The 17,546-nt window shown below is 65.9% G+C and carries 21 protein-coding genes; all 21 read right to left on the reverse strand.

The features are described from left to right. Position 1 precedes the first annotated feature (1 nt). Complete coding sequence (locus CR918_RS02980) at positions 2-2,443, reverse strand: phage tail tape measure protein (protein ID WP_099842004.1); 2,442 nt, start codon at positions 2,441-2,443, stop codon at positions 2-4. A gap of 120 nt (positions 2,444-2,563) precedes the next feature. Beyond that, positions 2,564-2,854, reverse strand: coding sequence for a phage tail assembly protein (locus CR918_RS02985; protein ID WP_099842005.1), 291 nt, complete (start codon positions 2,852-2,854; stop codon positions 2,564-2,566). Positions 2,855-2,937: 83 nt separating this feature from the next. Next, positions 2,938-3,441, reverse strand: a complete 504-nt coding sequence (locus tag CR918_RS02990; protein ID WP_099842006.1) for a phage major tail tube protein — start codon at positions 3,439-3,441, stop codon at positions 2,938-2,940. A gap of 2 nt (positions 3,442-3,443) precedes the next feature. After that, positions 3,444-4,646: a phage tail sheath C-terminal domain-containing protein gene (locus CR918_RS02995; protein WP_099842007.1), complete on the reverse strand. Its 1,203-nt coding sequence runs from the start codon at positions 4,644-4,646 to the stop codon at positions 3,444-3,446. A gap of 106 nt (positions 4,647-4,752) precedes the next feature. Then, complete coding sequence (locus CR918_RS03000; protein WP_099842008.1) at positions 4,753-5,412, reverse strand: hypothetical protein; 660 nt, start codon at positions 5,410-5,412, stop codon at positions 4,753-4,755. Position 5,413: 1 nt separating this feature from the next. Further along, complete coding sequence (locus CR918_RS21260) at positions 5,414-7,612, reverse strand: tail fiber domain-containing protein (RefSeq protein ID WP_238379045.1); 2,199 nt, start codon at positions 7,610-7,612, stop codon at positions 5,414-5,416. 7 nt (positions 7,613-7,619) lie between these two features. After that, positions 7,620-8,399, reverse strand: coding sequence for a phage tail protein I (locus CR918_RS03015; protein ID WP_099842009.1), 780 nt, complete (start codon positions 8,397-8,399; stop codon positions 7,620-7,622). Continuing rightward, complete coding sequence (locus tag CR918_RS03020) at positions 8,392-9,288, reverse strand: baseplate assembly protein (protein WP_099842010.1); 897 nt, start codon at positions 9,286-9,288, stop codon at positions 8,392-8,394. The genes CR918_RS03015 and CR918_RS03020 overlap by 8 nt, the downstream gene beginning before the upstream one ends. 2 nt (positions 9,289-9,290) lie before the next feature. Next, positions 9,291-9,629, reverse strand: coding sequence for a GPW/gp25 family protein (locus CR918_RS03025; RefSeq protein WP_089239202.1), 339 nt, complete (start codon positions 9,627-9,629; stop codon positions 9,291-9,293). Positions 9,630-9,681: 52 nt separating this feature from the next. Next, positions 9,682-10,272: a phage baseplate assembly protein V gene (locus tag CR918_RS03030; protein ID WP_099842011.1), complete on the reverse strand. Its 591-nt coding sequence runs from the start codon at positions 10,270-10,272 to the stop codon at positions 9,682-9,684. Then, positions 10,269-10,823: a hypothetical protein gene (locus tag CR918_RS03035; protein ID WP_099842012.1), complete on the reverse strand. Its 555-nt coding sequence runs from the start codon at positions 10,821-10,823 to the stop codon at positions 10,269-10,271. The genes CR918_RS03030 and CR918_RS03035 overlap by 4 nt, the downstream gene beginning before the upstream one ends. Positions 10,824-10,942: 119 nt before the next feature. Next, positions 10,943-11,221, reverse strand: coding sequence for a hypothetical protein (locus CR918_RS21125; protein WP_157804327.1), 279 nt, complete (start codon positions 11,219-11,221; stop codon positions 10,943-10,945). Further along, entirely contained in the window at positions 11,196-11,570 is a 375-nt protein-coding gene (locus CR918_RS03040) for a hypothetical protein (protein WP_238379046.1), read from the reverse strand. The genes CR918_RS21125 and CR918_RS03040 overlap by 26 nt, the downstream gene beginning before the upstream one ends. Further along, a complete protein-coding gene (locus CR918_RS03045; RefSeq protein ID WP_099842014.1) occupies positions 11,570-12,055 on the reverse strand; it encodes a glycoside hydrolase family 24 protein in 486 nt (161 codons plus the stop codon). The genes CR918_RS03040 and CR918_RS03045 overlap by 1 nt, the downstream gene beginning before the upstream one ends. Beyond that, positions 12,052-12,402, reverse strand: coding sequence for a hypothetical protein (locus CR918_RS03050; protein ID WP_093817511.1), 351 nt, complete (start codon positions 12,400-12,402; stop codon positions 12,052-12,054). Before CR918_RS03050 ends, CR918_RS03045 begins: the two co-directional genes overlap by 4 nt. Continuing rightward, a complete protein-coding gene (locus CR918_RS03055; RefSeq protein ID WP_238379047.1) occupies positions 12,399-12,827 on the reverse strand; it encodes a Mor transcription activator family protein in 429 nt (142 codons plus the stop codon). Before CR918_RS03055 ends, CR918_RS03050 begins: the two co-directional genes overlap by 4 nt. Before the next feature lie 361 nt (positions 12,828-13,188). After that, positions 13,189-13,572: a hypothetical protein gene (locus CR918_RS03060; protein WP_099842016.1), complete on the reverse strand. Its 384-nt coding sequence runs from the start codon at positions 13,570-13,572 to the stop codon at positions 13,189-13,191. A 167-nt stretch (positions 13,573-13,739) separates the two neighbouring features. Then, entirely contained in the window at positions 13,740-14,276 is a 537-nt protein-coding gene (locus CR918_RS03065) for a hypothetical protein (protein ID WP_099842017.1), read from the reverse strand. A gap of 41 nt (positions 14,277-14,317) precedes the next feature. Then, positions 14,318-14,545 (reverse strand): hypothetical protein, encoded by a 228-nt coding sequence (locus CR918_RS03070; protein ID WP_099842018.1) that lies wholly within the window; start codon positions 14,543-14,545, stop codon positions 14,318-14,320. Between the two features lie 82 nt (positions 14,546-14,627). After that, positions 14,628-14,891 carry a hypothetical protein gene (locus CR918_RS03075; RefSeq protein WP_099842019.1) on the reverse strand — a complete coding sequence of 88 codons (264 nt, stop codon included), beginning with the start codon at positions 14,889-14,891 and terminating at the stop codon, positions 14,628-14,630. Beyond that, entirely contained in the window at positions 14,891-17,227 is a 2,337-nt protein-coding gene (locus CR918_RS03080) for a VapE domain-containing protein (RefSeq protein ID WP_099842020.1), read from the reverse strand. Before CR918_RS03080 ends, CR918_RS03075 begins: the two co-directional genes overlap by 1 nt. Positions 17,228-17,546: the final 319 nt, after the last annotated feature.

Raw genomic sequence — 17,546 nt, forward strand, 5'->3', positions numbered from 1 at the left:
CTTAGTTCCTGTCTCCCAGGGTGGCGCGGGCCTGCACGGCCTGCTGGTGCTGCAGGGCGTTGGCGGTACGCCGTGCCAGCGCCTCGCTGGATTCACCCGGTTGCTGGTGGATGGTGATGTTGTTGGTCTGTTGCTGCTGCACCGTGGTGGGGGTGCGTGCGGTGGCAGACGAGGGCATCGGCGGTGCGGCGCGGCCTTGGGACGGCGCAGGCAATCCAGGTGCGCGGCGGTCCACGACGGCGCTGTGCAATCCGCCCACGGCAAGACGCACGGGTGGCATCGCGACCTTGCCATCCCTCACGGCGGCGTAGCCGGCGGCTGCGCCGTCGGCCATACCCACTGCCATACGCGCACCATCCACTGCTTTATCTTTGGCCATGCCCAGGGCGCTACCGACCTTGTCCATCACCCCGCCGACGAAGTTCATCAGCGGAGCCAGCTCGGCCATGATGTAGCCGATCGCCGCCGTTGCCTTTTCGGAGATCCAATCCCATACGCCGCCCAACGTGACGGAGATGAATCCAGCGACCGTGCCGATGACATCACCGAGGAGGGAGATGGCTTCAACCACAACCCCGACCACCTGGATGACCAGACGGAAGTTGGCCAGCAACGCCGTGCCCACCAGCGAGCCGATCTCCGCTACGCGCGAGAGTTCGTTGCCGGTGTACTGCGCGGGAGCCAGCATCTTGGAAAGCCAGTCCCATGCCTGGCCCAGCAGCCCGCCGACTGCTTCCCATGCCGGGCGCAGCGGCTCGACGGCGCGCATCAGTTCGCCCATGGCGGCGGTTCCTGCGCCGCTGAGGCCATCCCAGACGCCGCCGAGGAAGGCCTTGATCGGCTCCCAGTACTTGCGCACCAGCAGGGCGCCAGCGGTGATGGCGGCGATGGCGATGGCGATCGGACCGCCGCCGATGGCACCAACGGCGGTGGCGACCACGCGGAACCCCGATGCCAGGCGCATTGCCGTCGGACCGAACTGCCCCATCTGCGCCAGCAGGCTGCCGCCGCGGAACAGCTCGAAGGCCTTCTGCACCGCCAGGATCGGGCCCTGCAGGAACGTCCACGCATAGCGCACGCCGAGTACTGCAGTGCGCATGCCCATCAGGCCGACCACGACCTGGGTGGTATTGGCGATCAGCTTCGGGTTTTCCTGCACGAACGACGCAACCCCGTTCAGCAGTTCGGTCAGCTTCACCGCCGCCTCACCCACGGCCGGCAGCAGCGCGGCACCGAAGGCCTTGGACAGGTTGTCGACGGCGATCTTCGCGCCTTCGATCTTTTCCGGGTCGGTCTGCAGCTTGGCCGCAAAGCCGCTGTCGGTGGTGCCCGCCGAGCTGTTGAGCGCCTTGTCGCGGATGCGGATGTACTCATCCCAGTTCTGGATCATCGGACGCACGAAGTTCTGCGCCTGTGCATCGCCGAACAGCTTGCCGATCTTCGCCTGGTCACCGGCAGTGGCCTGGATGATCGCCTGCATCGCCGCGTCGAACGGGTTGCCACCGCTGCTCTGCGCTTCGCTGATGATCCTGCGCAGGTCCAGCTTGAAGCCCTTCTTGGCGCGTGCCTGCAGGTCGGGCGAGAGGATGCTGGCCATGAAGCGCTGCATGTTGCCGGCCGCTTCGTCGGCTCCACCGGCGCCTTGCCGGGCGACATCCAGCGCAGCGCCCATGGTGGCGGCGGCGGCGTTGCCGTGCATCTGCAGCGACTGGAATGCGTTGCCGAGCACCGGCAGTGCACCGGCCATGTCCTTCAGGCCCAGGCCACCGTTCCTGCCTGCCACCACCAGCACATCAAGCGCCGATTGCAGGCCGGCCGGATTGATCTTCAGTGCCTGCTGCAGTCCCGATGCGGCCAACGTGACATCGTCGATGCTCTCGCCGGTAGCGGTGGTGGTGCGGCCGATTGCACCCAGGCTGGACTGCGCGGTCTGCGCATCCAGGCCTGCGGCGACCAGCTGGCTGACTGCGCGCTGCAGCTCGCCCGCGCCCTGGTGGGTGCGGCTGGATTCGGCAAGGATGGTCTGGCCCAGCGCAGCGACCTGGGCGCGGGTCAGGTTGGCGGCGTTGCCGATGGCCTGATTCTCGCGCGCGAAGCCGGCGGCATTCTCCACCGGTTTGGCCAGCGTGGTGATGGCGCTGCCGAGCATGCCGCGCGCATCGCCAAACGCCGAGCCCAGCTTTTCGCGCTTCTCAAGATTCGCCGTGCGCTTGTCTTCGATCCGCTGCAACGCTTCCTGGGAAGCGCGCAACGCATCGGCCTCGGCACGCATGCGGGCGAACTGGTTGCTCGATCTGCCCATGACATTGAGCTTGCGCTCGAGCTTGTCGGCTTCATCGCCGAGGCGCTTCAGGCCATCGTTGCTGAAGGACAGTGCGTCCTGCAACGATCGGGAAACCGAGCCACCAATCGTGATCGTTGTCGTTTGAACGTTACTCGCCATGTACCGGCAATCCCTGTATCCACCAGATGAATTTCGACACCCGCAGCGTCATGATCTCGCGCAGGCCCCAGCCGGTATGGCCGGCCAGGGCGAGCGCTCCCTGCCTGATCTGCGGCAGGGTCAGGTGGTAAAAAGCGCGACGCCGGCCTGCAGGCGGGCGTAGTCGCGCAGCGGCATCCTGCGCACGTCATCCGGTGCGATCTCGCACAGGTTGGCGATCATGCGCACCTCGCGCTGGGCGTCGGTGCCCTTGTCGTCCTGGTAGCGCTCCATGTCTTCCACGGTCGGTTCGCGCATGCGCAGCACGGCGGTGTCCACGCCATTGACCTGGCGCGGGCGGGAGAGGGTGATTTCGGCATAGCCGTCGCGTTCGATGACGGTGTCGGTGGTGGTCTTGGTCTTGCTGGACATGGATGTGTTCCCGGATGTCGATGGAGTTGCGGTGGATCCGGGGGCGCTGTGCGCCCCCGTGTACGTCGAAGTGGTGCCGGGAATCAGATGCCCAGGGCGCCGCGGATGCCGGCCAGTGCGTCCACGCCGCCCTGGCGGGCGATCATGTTGGTCACGTCGATCTCCTGCACGACCTGCACGCCATGGGTCAGCTTGTAGTAGCTCAGCGCCAGGGAGACCTTGACCGTGCCCTTCTCGCCGACCTTGGTTTCGCCGCGGTCGAGGGTCTTCACCTTGCCGCGCATGTTGTGCACGACCGAAGTGACCGCGCCATCGTCGGCTTCCAGCGCCTCGCGGGCGGTGAAGCCATACTCCTTGCTCTCGATGACGTGGAACTTGGACATGATTTCCGCGTCATCGGAGGCGAAGGTGACCTCGGCGGTCAGCTTGTCGTGGCCGAGCACGATCTCCGTCGGGGCGAGCATGCCGCCGGCCTGGAAGTCCTCGGTCTTCAGCGACAGCTTGGGGGCAGTGAAGGACATTACGCTGCCGGCAAAACCCTTGCCGTCGACGTAAAAGTTGAAGTTCTTGCGGATCTTGCGCGCCATGCTTAGAAGATCTCCGAGACGTAATTGTTGTTCATGTGCATGCGGAAGGTCAGCTGCTCACCCGGGTAGGTCGGGGTGAAGTCGAAGTCCCAGTAGAAGCGGCCATCGGCCACGCTGTCGGCTGCGTTCAGTTCCGGGTCGATCCAGCAGTTGCCGCCCAGGATCGCGCCCTGCGTCTTCAGGCCGCGCAGGAAGGCGTTGACACCCTCGCGCACGTCATCGACGTAGGTCTTGCTGATGCCGCGGTCGACGGCCCACAGGTGGGCAGCCTCCAGGCTGTCGGCGATGATGTCGGCGGTGCGCACCACGCACAGGAACTGCCACTTCGGATCGATGCTGGCGGTGCGGTTACCCCACAGGCGGAAGCCACCTTCGCGGATGATGGTCGCCACGTTGGCCTGGTTCAGCAGGTTGGCGCGGCTGGTCGCATCGGACAGGCCGAAGTCGATCGCACGCGCAGTGCCGACGATGCCGTACAGCTCCTGGTTGGACGGCGATGCCCACCAGCCGCGTTCGTTGTCGCTGCGGGCGATGGCACCGGCCACCGCACCGGAGGCGTAACGGCTGACGATCGCTTCACCCTGCTGCACCAGCACGGCCGGATCGACCACGTAGACACGCTTGGAACCGGTCAGTGCGGTGGTGGTCTTGGCTGCATCGTCGTTGCTGTTCGGGCCATCCTTGATGATGATCGCGCGCAGCTTGTCGGCGATGCCGAGCAGCTCGGCCACGACCGGGTTGGCCAGAACAGTGTCCGGACTGGCTGGATCAGCCGGGTGCAGGTGGGTGAAGCCCGGGGCGACCAGGATGCGCGGCTTCACGCCGACGATGGACTTGGCAGCCAGCAGTGCATGCACGCCGGAGTACGCGCCGGTCTGTGCGTTCACGCCGCCGAGCACGTTGGCCAGGGTAGCGCTTTCGTTGGCGCCGTTCTCGACGCGGATCACCACCACGACCGCCGACGACTGGTCGAAGATTGCGTCCAGCGCGCCGGGCAGGGTGCCGGCTTCGGTGCCGGTCTTGGCCGACAGTTTGGCGGCCTGCGAGGGCGAGGTCACCAGGACAGGCGTGTTGATGGGGAAAGCGTCGGCGTCGGCCAGCGGCGCAGTGCCGACGATGCCGATGACGCTGGTGGATGCAACAGCGATCGAGCGCGCACCGGTGTCGATGTTGACGACCTGTACGCCGTGGAGAAATTCGGTCATTCGGAGAGGTTCCTCGGTGTGGTGGTGTGCCTGCAGATGCAGGCGACGTGTATATCTTCGGAAAAGGCGACGACGGCGATAATTGCAGCGGTGGCCCAGTGATCGATCAGACCCAGCCGGAGGCGCTGACGCTGGCGCTGAAGCTGGAGACCTGCGGGTTGCCGCCGGCACGACGCAGGTGAACGTTGATGCTGGTAGAGGCACTTTCAAAGCTGGTGGACCTGGCGGGCACACTGACGGATACGCCTGCCGATTGCGTCGATGCCAGCGAGGCGAACGACGGTGCGCTGTTGCTGAAGTACGCCGCGCCCTGGTTGCTCACGCTGAACTGCACGTCGTACTCGGACACACTGGCGCCGGCCGGAAGCCAGCGGCCGGAGGCAACCACGGTGTTGCTGTTGTTTCCGCCGCCGGTAACACTTCGACGGATGCTGTAGTTGCCATCGGACAGCATGTCGATCGAGACCGATGCCGACGCTGATCCGGTCGAGTTGGTCTTGGCGCTGTTGCCTGCCGAATAACCCTGGCCATGGAATGGCAGGCGATAGCTGGCGCTGCCACGCGCCGCCCACAGGTTCGATACGTCCATGCCGCCAATGCGATAACCCACGTCACCACGTTTGCTGCCGTACTGCATGTGGGCGTAGCGACGGCTGAGGTCGGTGCCGCCCACGCGCAGGCCGGAGTCCTGTGCAACGGGGCCTTCCACGTAAGGATCGAACAGGTCGTCGAAATCAACGCCTGCCGAGCGATATCCGCTGGCCATGTCAGCGCTCCGCCTTCAGTGCGCGCACTTCTGCGGCCAGTTCCTGGATGGCTTTGGCCATGACCGGCAGAAGCTGGTCGAGCTTGACCGTGGCGACGCGTTCACCGTTGAACTCGATGCCTTCCAGGTCCACAGCTTCGGGTACCAGTTCGGCGAGCTGCTCAGCGACGAAGAACAGGCGTCGGCGGCCGTCGGAGTTGTACTCCGGTTTGTAATGGCCCGTAGCCAGTTCCATGTGCTCGACGGCGGCCAAGCCATAGGGCACGGAGCCGTCGATAGCCTTCAGTTTGCGCGAGGAGCCGACATCAAAGCCGCCACCAGCGGTGCAGCTGCCCTTGATCGTGGTGTTGCCCCAGGTCTTATTGATCTGGAACAACCATTGGTTGAGACCTTCCTGCCACCAGCCAATGTTGCCGGATGACTGATTGACCACCAGTCGAATCGTCTCTGTGCCCGGCCACTCGTAGCGAATCTGGTTGTCGATGCCTTGCAGGATCAAGCCGCCGGGAAGTTCCAGGAAAGCGTCATCCCGCAAACGCATCGTCCGCCGATGGTTCGTGCCTGCGCTGGAGTAGAAGACGTGGCCGCCAGTTCCGCCACCTTTGAAATTGTAGTACTCCGAGCAGCCGTAGCCGTTCTCGCCGCCATTCTGGTTCCAGGCAATGCGAGTGCCATCCGCGTTGTGCGGAATATGCAGGCTGGTCGGACGGAACTCGCCAGAGCCGTTCATGGCTGCGCAGATGGAGCCGGTCTTGTTGGCCCATGTGAACGCATCAGCCCGCATACGCATATGCGCGTCCGGGTTCTGCGAGTTGTTCAGGCGCGCATCCATGTAGACCACATCCGGTCCCGTGCCGATCCAGCCGTTGGCATTGCTGCCGTTCTTCAACCACAGTTCGGTAGTCGTCAGAGAGCCGGACATCACGTCGCCACCCTTGCTCACCTTCGCCGCCGGGTCGAAGTTGCCGCTCGTCCAGATCGATCCGCCTGCATTCAACGTGGTGGTATAGCCACCCGCCGAGTTGGCGAAGGTGAAGTTCGGGCCGTTCTTGAAAAGGTACGAACTGGCGTCGCCCAGGACCAACACGCCATCATTGGCGACACCACCCCAGCCATACGAGCGCAGCGAGTTTCCGTTTACTGCGACGTGGCCGGTGAACGTACCCCCGGTCTTGTCCACTTTGGTGTCCGGCGCAAAGTTGCCGGCATGCCACATTGCAGAGCCATTCCAGCGCGGGGTATCGCCGTGCTTGATGGTCAACTCACCGTTCGCAGTGCGGTCGGTGTTGTAGACGCGCCAGATGCCAGAGTTGGCCCAGCCACCGATAAACGACTGTTCCGCGCCGGCCGAGCCGAAGCCAACCAGGGGGGCGCTACCGCCGACAAACTGCTGATCGGTGAAACTATTGGTTCCCTTGACCGCCTTGGCATCCAACACTCCCTGCAGCCCGGTCACATCCGCGATGACATGCTTGTGGCCGACAGTAGCGAAGTCACCCGCCAGGGCGAACGCGGATGCGTGCTTGCCATCCAGGGTATCGGCATCCAAGCCGTTGCCATGGCCAGTGTCCTTCAGTGCGGCGCCCTTCAGCTCCAACGCGGTGCGTGCGGCGGCCGTGGTTGCGGCAGACAGCAGGGTCCTGGCCAGTGCAGTGGGCGCGGCCGCGCCAAAGCGCTTGTCGGTGAATGCACGCAGGCCGCGCGGAGTCACCGCGCGCTGGGTGTCAGCCGCGTCTTCCGCTTCGGTGTTGGTGGCCAGCTCGACCACACCCAGAACCTCGGTCGTTGCCGGCGGGTAGATGAACTCGGCGTTGCCGAACTGGATCTGCGTGATGTCCACGTCAGTGAAACGCGCATCGGTGGCCAGCAGCAGCATCGACGCAGCCGATTTTTCCATGATCGGATCGGTCTGGCCGTAAGTGGCGAACAGCGTGCCGTCAGCCAGGTACAGGCCGAATCCGCGCAGCGAATAGGCGGTGGCACTGTCGTCGCGGATGGTCACGTGCAGCGTGTCATCGCCCACGGCCTGGCCGCCGAAGGTCGCGACCCGCTTGATCTCGCCTGGCAGCGCAGTCAGGTCGCCCGAAGGTGCGAATGCCGTGGACGTCAGGCCGATCTGGGTGATCAGAACGGCATTGGTGCCGGTGTTCGGCGGATTGACCAGCTTGGCGAAGCCGGCGTCGGTGATTTTCAAGCGCATGCGGGGTTTACTCTCCGATCAGTTGGATGCGGCGGAAGGCCGTGGCGTGTGCGGCTGCAAGCGCGCCGATTGCTGCGTCGGCCTGCATGCCCTGGGTGAAGGTGAAGTGCGATCGCACCGGCTTGGTGCGGGTGATCTCGCCGATGACGTCGTCGACTAAGATGGCGGTGGCCGACGTGCCGCCCTGGTTGGCGATGGTCATCACCGCTTCGAAGGTGTGCGGTGGTCCCTTCGGTTGCAGCTGCCACCACTCGCGGATCAGTACAGAACCACCGAACGCAGCAACCACATCGCGGACGCTGCCCGCCGTGCCCTTGCGGCGCTGGATGGCGATCGCCGCACGCACGCGGGCGCGTTTGACCGGTTCGGGCCAGTACGCCTTCCATTCGTCCACCGAGAGCGCCCATGCCAGCCAGGGCAGCAATGCGGCCGGACAGCGATCGGCATCCCACAGCGCGGTGATGTCCACCGGCAGCGGGCGGGCAATGATCGCCTGCGACAATGCACGCTCGGCCTGGGTGGCATTGGGCGGCAGCAGGTTGGCTGAGGCCGGCACCCGGACCTGTGCGTCGCCGTCGATGATCACGCCAGGGGCAGGCGCGGTTGCGAGCGTAATCACGCCACCGCTGATGGAAACATCGTCCACGCGCAGGCGCCCCTGCGCATCCGTGCGATATACCGCCTGCACCGTTGCCAGCATACCGCCGGGATGGCGGAATACCTGGTTCTTCCCATCAACCGCGCCACGCAGACGCGCATTGACCAGGCGCGTGGTGACCTCACTCATCGTTGCCACCATGCGCCAGCGTGACGGCGGTGCAGTACGTGGCCTGGGTGCGGTCCACCACCACGTCCGCGGCGGGACTGTCGATCACCACGCGTTGTACGCCTTCGGCATGCAGTGCTGCGAACAACCCGGAGCGGGTCACGTCCCGGCCGAGCCGATGCGATTCGACGATGTAGCGGTCCAGGCGCGTGCGCGCTTCGGCCAGCACGACCTGCGAGTCGGGTCCAGCGAAGGTGTACAGCGTAGCGGCGACGGCGTACTTGATGACTGTCGCCGGTTTTACCAGCACGTGATCGGTCAACGGGCGCACGTCATCCGCGCTCAGCTTCGCCTCCACCACATCGAGCAGGCCCTGGGTGGCGGTGCCGTCGGCTTCACGCGACAGCACCGACACCACCACTTCGCCAGGCGTGCTGCTGGTGGCGCTGGCGTCCAGCACGCGCGGATCCGCGCTCAGCGCATGGAACACATAGGCACCTTCCGGTCCTGCCACGCTGAAGCCTTCCGGCCCGAGCTGGATGCGGCGACGGAAGTCCTCGTCGTTCTCGTAGCGGGGAAGGATGCCTTCCTGTGGCTTGCCCGGATCGAGCACCAGGCGTGTGATGCCGAAGATTGCCGCCAGCTGATCCAGGTCGCTGCCCACCGCATAGGCGAGCATGACACCGCGCGCGGCATCGTTGACGCGCTGGCGGTCGAGCAGGCGCAGGTAAGTGCAGACTTCGAGGATCTTGAAGGCGGGGTCCGACGGCAGCAGCGCGTCGAACGTGGGGTCCAGGGCCTGCAATGCCGTCAGCGACTCATCGAACATGGCTTCGAAATCGAGCACTTCGATGACCGCCGGGGCCGGCAGCTGGGAGAGATTGACACTGGTGAACGAGCCGGATGCCACGGTTAGCGAACCTCGATTCCTTCGATGGTGATGGCCTCGCCATCGGGCAGGTGGATCCCGGTTACTGCCAGGATCATCACGCCGGGGGCGGGGAGGGAGACGTCGACGTTCTCGACGTGAAGCCGCGGTTCCCATCGCGCGAGTGCGTCGACGGTGGCCGCGATCAGGTCCATGCGCAGCGAGCGGTTGGTCGGCGCATCGATCAGTTCGAAGATGCGCGAGCCGTACTCGCGACGCAGGACGCGGGAGCCAAGGGGTGTGGTGAGAACGTCACGCACGGACTGGTGCAGATGGGCCAGCCCATCTAGGGATTTGCCGGTGTTGGCGTCGATTCCTCGCATGGTCTCTATCGTCGTGGAGTACGGGTTTTCAGGGCATTGCAGCGATGGCCCATCACGGCTGTGCAGGCGTGGTGGGTGCGGTCGGGCCCTGGGCGGTGTGTTTGTGCGACTTCAGGCTGATGGCGCCGGCTTTGACGTCGGCCGATGTGCTGATGTCCTTGCCCGCTGTGATCGCACCGGTGACGTCCAGATCGCCGGTGGCCTTGACCGCCGGCGTGTCGAGCAACACCGATTCGCTGGCATGCACTTCTGCGTTTGCGCAGTTGACGATGACCTTGCCGCTGCCGACGGTGATGGTCAGCGTGGTGGTTTGGCGGTCGTACTCGACGAGGCTGCCGTCGGCGTACTGCGTGCGCTGCAGCTGGCGTGTATCGGCCGGTGCGGGAAAGCGATCCTGGTACAGGCTGCCGAGCACCAGGGCCTGGCCGGGGTCGCCATACGGGCATGCCAGCACCACCTGTTCACCGGGCTCCGGCGCGCACCAGCTGCGCACGCCGGGTCCCGCGCGGCGTTCCAGCCAGGGAATCCAATCGGTGAGCATGCCGTCAGCATCGACGCGCACGCGGCCGCCGGCTTCATCAAGTTCGCGCACGACGCCGATCATCAACAGGTTGCCGATCAGCCGGGCGTGTTCGGCGCTCATGGCGTGTCCTCCGCGAGCGGCTGGTAGCGCCGCTCATGGGCCCGGCCGATCTCCGGTGCGAAGCTGTAGGACGCGTGCGGTACCACGCCATCGCCGTCCTCCCAGGCATTGCCGCCCAGCACGATGGGCACTGACCATTCCACGATCCACGTGCGCAGGTCGGGCTGCGCCGCTGCGGCATCCTCTGGAAGCGCTGCGATTACCTCGATCGCGCCACTGGGCGCACCGGGAAAGCGGCCGAGCTGATGCAGCCAGGTGGCGAGGTTTACAGCGATCCGGCGCAGCTGCAGGGCAGAATCGGCTGCCGCGGACTGCACGGAGATGCGTGCTTCAAAGCGCAGCACGGCCTGCAGTTGGCCGCTGCCATCATCGCTGTCCTTGCCGCGATCACAGCGGGTCATCGCCAGCAGGCAGGCGGGCGTGGGTGGCGCACCACTGTTGGCGTCGCGATAGAACTCGACGGTGGCGAAGTCCGCAAAGCGTGTTCGGATCGCCGCTTCGATGGCGGCGTGCAGCGCGTCGAAGGTGGAGGAAGGGGTATCGGTTGCCATGTCAGCTCATGCGATGAATGGAAGGAAGAACGCGACTGGCCGCAGCACGCGCTTTCTGCAAGCAGTGTTGCCATTGCCCGGGGCGCGGGACATTGCACGCGTGGCCGTGACTGGCCCGCTCAGTGCTCGTGTGGGCCGCGATGTCTGGTGTTGCCCGCGGGGATGCAACCGGCAGGCGTCAGCGGTGCTGCACCATTGATGGTGAAGCCGTGCTGGCTGCCGAGGCTGCACAGCAGGGCGCGCATCTGGTCGGCCAGTTCGTGGTATTGGCGCGCCACGGCAACGTGGTTGCGCAGCAGCGCGTCGTCGTCGGCAGCCTGCAGATCGGGCAGTTCCTGCGGCGCGCGCAGTTGTGCCGGTGCAATGCTGAGGTCAGGGATGAAGAGGGCGGCCGGCATTGGCTTCGCGCCAGATGCGCACGAACTCAGCATCAGCATCGCCGCGGTCGCGGCCAGGGTTCTTGGCATGGGTGTCGATGTCCTGTTGCAGGGTGATGAACTGCTGGGTCCGCCCGGACTGCATGGCCAGGCGCTGTGATTCAGCCTGTGCACCGGCCTGTGCGTTGGTGTGGTCCTGCTGGCGCGCGACGAGCGCGGTGTCGGCACGACCGGTCTCCTGCGCGGCCTGTAAGCGCATGGCGGCGAGATCCGCGTTGCGGTCGCGCAACTCCCAGCCCAGCCAGGTGCAACAGGCGTGGCTGGCAACCAGGCCCAGCAGGGCGATGCGCAACCTCAGCGGTATCGGCATCACTGCAGGAGCCCGCCAGCGGCGCGATAGGCGGCGCGCAGCGTTTCCAGCGCATGTTCCTTCTGCCCGTAGCCGGCGCCCGGCAGCGACGCCCAGATGCGCCGGGCGGCGGCGACAGCAGCATCGAATCGGCCCAGGCGGATCAGATCGTAGGCGCCGCATTGCCTGAGCAGCGCCACCGCCGCGCGGTCCTGCGAGACCGGGCCGAAGTCCGGCAGGTCCAGGCGTGCACGCAGGTCGTCCCAGGTGCTGCGCAGGAACTGGTAGCGGCCGGCGGCGCTGGACTTGATGCCGTAGCGCGGCAGCGACACCAGAACGCGTGGATGGTCGCGATGGTCATTGAACAGCTGGCCGCCGACGATCACGTCGTAACCACGATTGCGGGAGCGCTGGGTGGGAATGTCGGTGCCTTCGGATACGGCCAGCATGTCCAGGAACGCGGCCACGTTGGCGCCGCCGAGGGCGCTCGCTGCGGCGGCGGTCATGCGGCTGCTCCCGACCGTTTACGCACCAGGTCCAGCAGCGCATCGATCTGCACGCTCTGCTGGGCGATCTGTGCGCGCAGGGCGCTGACTTCACCACGCAGCTGGCCGATCTCCTGGGCCATGGCCTCGCGTTCGTGCATCAGCCCATCGGCGCGTGTGCGTTCGGCAGACAGCTGTTCCTGCAGGGTGCGCAGGGTGTTGCTGGTGGCTTCATCGGCGGTGCGGTCGACCTTGGCCGATGACAGCCATTGCCGCAGCCACAACGAAACTGCGATCAATACCCCGGAGGTGCCGCCGAGGTACTTGGCCCAGTCCGGTACGCCGGCCAGCAGGTCGGTCTCGTTCATGCGCGCGCGTATCCCTTCAGCAGGGCCGGATGGACGGCCGGGGCCGGCGTGGAGCGGGCACCGCGCACGGCGCGCTTGATGGTGGTCTGCGATACACCGAACTCCTGCGCGACGTGTTCGCGGGGCATGCCGCTGGCTACCGCCCGGGCAATCTGCTCGCGGCGCTCATGTGCACTGGCGGCGAAGCAGGACGCCAGGAACAGCAACTCACCGCCGAAGTGCGCGACCAGGCGCTGGGCCGTCTCCACGCCAAGAATGTCGATCAGTCGATGCTGATCGGGCAGGGTGGAGGGTACGTAGACGATGACGCGGTGGCGTCCGGTGGTGCTGGAGGTGGTCGGCGGCCATGCACGCACCAGCGTGAGGGCTGCGGATTCGCCGATGACCTCGGCAAGGGTCTGGATGCTGTCGGGCAGGGCGTTCATGGCAAGGTTGGTCAGTGGCATTGGTATCCACTGTTGCCATCCCGTCGATCACGTCAACACCTTTCATCTACTTTCAGAGCTTGCGACTGAAGACATTCAGATGCGTGCGCGAGGACCGGCGAGTACCTGCATGCGCAGGTCTGCGATGCGGCCCTGTCATGCCATCCGGCCTTGCCTGTGGTTTCGCTGGTTCTCCCGTACTCCTTGTCCTCACCTGCTGGAAACGGAGACAGGGCAATAGGGGACGGCAGGTACAAGGTGAGGACGGCCACGGTGTTGATGCTCTTGCCGGGCGCTTGGGTGCCTGAAACGAAAAAGCCCCGGACGGTGCCGGGGCTTCAGGACTGCAGGTGGTGCTGGGTCAAAGGTCGAACACCAGGTTGCCGCCGGTCTTGCGCGGAATGTAGCCGGCATCACGCAGCCAGCGGGCTGCATTGACCTGGTCCATGCGCTTGACCGGGAAACGGTTGGCGAACATCAGGAAGCGCGCCACGGTGATCGACTCGCCCTTGCCCTTGAGCGCGGCCAGCGTCTCGATGAACCACGGAGCGGGGGGCTGCTGGTTGCCGGGGCGGGCGGTGGTACGTGCCTGCTTGGCGGCAGTAGCCTCGGACTGGGCGCTGGCCAGCGAGCACAGCGAAATGAAGATCGCATCCAGACTCACGATGTCCTTGCCACCCTTGGGCTGCGACTTGAACAACGCGATGGCCTTCTGGCGTGTCGACGTGAACTGTTCGACCTCCATGACATTTCCTCTTTGCGAAAGCGGTTGGGGATGCAGGGTGACGGCAGGTGCCGTCATTGATGGGGGACGACCTTACATCATTTTCGCCGATGATGGGCCGGAACCTGCGTTATGGATGAAGAAGCAACGGTCCGGCCCGTCGCACGGCGGCGGCTCCGGCAGGCCGTTCAGATCACGCCACGGCACATCAACTGGTCCAGTGCCATGCGCACCAGATCGGCCGCGCTGCGGTCGTTGTGCAGCTCGAAATCGATCAGCGCGGCGGGCAGCGGCTGGCCGCCGGCATGCAGGTCCACGCTGTCGTGGCCGGGGCGGGTGATGCGGATCACAGCGCCACCCTGACGGCGGATGGCGCGGGCCTCGTCAGCGGAATGGACATCGGGAACCAGGCCACCTTCGGGCAGGCGCGAGAACAACGAGCGTACCCAGAGCTCCGGATGGACATGCTCGCGACGACATTCGGCGCTGGCACGTGGCCGCACCGGGGCCGCGAAGGTGTCGCAGCGCAGGGCCAGCGCCGAGGCCAGGCCGTTGGCGAGGGTGTCCTTGCCCACGCCCTTGGCACCGGTGATGCCGATGTACAGCGGCGGCCGCGTCAACGGGGCGGATCGCAGCGGCACGCTGCCAAAGGCGGAACCGCAGCGGAATGCGGCCAGTGTGTCGGCGATCATGCGCTGGCTGCTGTCGAGCGAGGCGGGGATCATGCGGTAAGTACTCCTGGGGGAAGGCGCAGGCGCGGCGGCAGTCAGCACTCGCTGCCGGTGATACTGCGGGCGCGGAGGATGCGCTGGGTGATGCGGCCACCGCGTGCTGCGGCGGCGATCGGGTCGAAGCACAGCATGGCCGTGGACGTGCGGCGGCCGGCGGCGAGGTGGTCGCGGATGGTTCGCTGCGATAGAACCGGTACGCGTTGATGGATCTGCTGCACGGTCAGCTGTTCGCCTTCGAAGGCGTGCAGGCGGGCGCGAGGCATGGCTGGGCTCCTGGAAGGTGGCGTGGCCGTTACCCATATCTTGCCTTTGCAGCCTCTTCTAGTCAACACCTTTCATCTACTGTCATCCATTGCCAGGGCGCGAGGCTGCTGCGTCCCATATCCGCAGCGCAGCCGCTGCCAGCCGATCGCGCTCGGCAAGGCCACGTGCTGCCTGCACGCGCTGAAGGTACTGCTGGCGGTGCCGGCGAGGCCCGATCTTCATCCTGCGTCCGCGCGCATCGATGCAGTGGTAGCCGTCCAGCCCCAGCAGGTGTCGTGCCTCGCAGTCCAGGCGCCAGTCGGCGCTGCCGCTGCCGACATCACGTCCGTCGTGGGTCCGGGGCATCAGAACGGTCCGGCGGTGTGCTCGGCAACGCTGCGGCTGCGCGGTGGCATCAGCCACACTTTCGCCCGTTCCTTGCCGATCAGCCTGGTGCGTACGTCATGGCGCTTGACCACGTAGGCTGCCGCCTCGTTGACGTCACGGCGGTTGGGCTTTTCGATGCCCACTGCAATGGCGATCTCGGTGGCGCGATAGGGCACGCTCCGCTGCTCGACAGGCAGCGACCAGTCGAAGTGACGGTCGATCAGTTCGGCAATCGGCGAGATCGGCTCGTGTTCGCTGTTGGTGGCGTTCAGCGCGTCCAGCTCATCGCTCGCCAGATGCCAGGTTTCGCCGTTGCAATAGAGCGCGTGCGCTTCGGCCCAGACCTGCTGCATGTCGATCCGGGCAGGCTCGCCCAGCGCCACAGCGTGCACGGTCCACCAGCGCGTATTGCCGGTGGCATCGCGCAGGAAGCGTTCGTCGTTGACACTGGCAAACAGGATCGTGCGCCGCGCATAGCGCGATTCGGTGCGCGCATAGGGCCGCCGGATTTCATCATGGCTGCGGGAGATGAATGACTTCAAGGCGGCGATATCGGTGCGGCGGAATGTGGCATCTACCTCGCCCAGCTCGACGATCCACTTGGAAATGACCTGCTTGACGCTGTCCTTGTTGGCGGGGTCGAGCACCACGCCGTCGGCGATCAGCTGCAGCTCGGCCGGTGCCAGCTGCCGCGCCCAGCGCGTCTTGCCCAGGTTCTGCTTCGACACGAAGGTCAGTACGCCGCGGGCGACCACGCCATCAGGCTCGAATGCGGCGGCAACGCCGGAGATCAACCAGCGTCGCATCAGGATCTCCTTCAGTACGCGGCCGTCGGCCATGCGTGTGGGCTGGGCTTCCTGCACTGTGTCGAAGAACGCCTGCAGGCGTGATTGCCCATCCCATGGCCGTGAGGTGATCCAGCTGGCGACCGGGTTGTACGGATTGGCCTCGGCCACCTGGCACAGGTTGGTCTCGAAGCTGGCGACGGCCATGCCGGCGCGGTGCATGCAGTCCATCACTTCGCCGGCGGCGACCTCCTTGGCGTTGTCCACGGTGGTCTGCAGGCCGGGAACGAGGATTTCCAGATCCTTGCGGATGACGTTGTAGCGCACGATCACGCCGGTGCGCCGGCACAGTTCGGCCAGGTTGCGCGCGGTCGGCAACGGCCGGCCACGCGCGCTGCAGTCGGGGAACGGGGTGAAGGTGTCGAAGGCGGAGAGGTTGCCAGGCACCAGATAGCGCGCGGCGGCCACTGCCGGCGCCTCATATTCCGTGGCCGCTTCATCGGCGGTGGCGGCAGGGGCCGGCATCAGCTGCGCACGCAGTGCCTCCAGGCCTTCGCGCAGATGCAGGTCGTTGAAGTCGGTGGGGCGGTCATCCTCGTCATGCAGAACGGCGAACTCCGGCCATACCACGCGTGCGTCGATGTCCGCAGCGGCATGCGTTGCCTGGGCGACGCCGGGGTTGTCCAGCGGTTGCCGGGTCCATTGGTCATTGTCGGCGCAGATCACCAGGCTTGCGTCCGGCATGGCGGTGCGCCATGCGCGTGCGACCGCGGCCAGGTTGCCGGCGTCCCAGGCCACCACCACGCACCAGCCGGTCGCCTGATGGATGGAATCCGCCGTGGCGTAGCCCTCGGCGATGGCGATGGGCTGGCCGGACAGCGGCTTGCCGATGACATGGAAGCAGCCTTGTTTGCGGCCGCCCGCCAGGAAGTCCTTGTCGCGACCGAGCGCCAGGTCCATGCGTGGAAAGATCGCCTGCAGCGAGACGATTCGGCCCGCAGTATTGGTCACCGGGACCAGCAGTGCGTTGTCGATGTGCCGGAACACCAGACCATCGCTGTTGCGCACCGGCCACGCCACTACGCGCAGCCCGTGCGCCTGGATGCCCTTGCGCACAAGATACGGGTGGCTGGCATCGGCAGGCACTGCACGGTTCCACAGGACATTGGCCGCCTTGGCCGCCGCGTCCTCGCGTTCGCGCTGCTGTCTTTCCCGCTCCGCGCGGGCGGCATCCTGGCGCTGCCGGATCGCGCGTTGTTCGGCGGCGGTCAGGGAGGTCGGCGACTTCGCGCACCAGCCCTGGCGCAGGCCGGTACGCCAACTGCCGAACTCGCCGGCGGGCACGTCGTCGCCGAACAGCACGGCCCAGCCATTGCGGGTGCCGCGGCGATCCCCTTCGACGTGGAAGCGTACCAGCGTGCCGTCCGCATTGAGTGCATCTCGGCCACGCGCATCAGGCACGATGCCGTGTGCGTGCATGGCCTGCAGGAATGCGGGAACGATGTCCTGCACTGGGTGCGGTGTATGCATTCGGCGGGGTCCCCTTGAAGCGTGGTTCGGTTCACAGCGGCCGGTTGCGGCCAGGGTGCTGTGTGCTGCCCGTTGAACGCGGGACATGCGGCGGCTGCCCGGCGCAAGGTGGCCAGTGGGTGATGGAAGGTGGTGACGTCATCATGGTGTCGGAGCGGGCTTGTTTTTGCAACACCTTTTGACACCTTGCATCCCCGGCCTCGCATGGCGTCCTTGTCAGCGAGGGATCTGGGATGACAGTCGCAGATCGTCCTCATCGCGACGATGCGTCGCAGCCGGCGAGAACGCATTTTCCGATGATGCCGTTGCCGTTCGATAC

Source organism: Stenotrophomonas indicatrix, assembly GCF_002750975.1.
GTDB lineage: Bacteria > Pseudomonadota > Gammaproteobacteria > Xanthomonadales > Xanthomonadaceae > Stenotrophomonas > Stenotrophomonas indicatrix.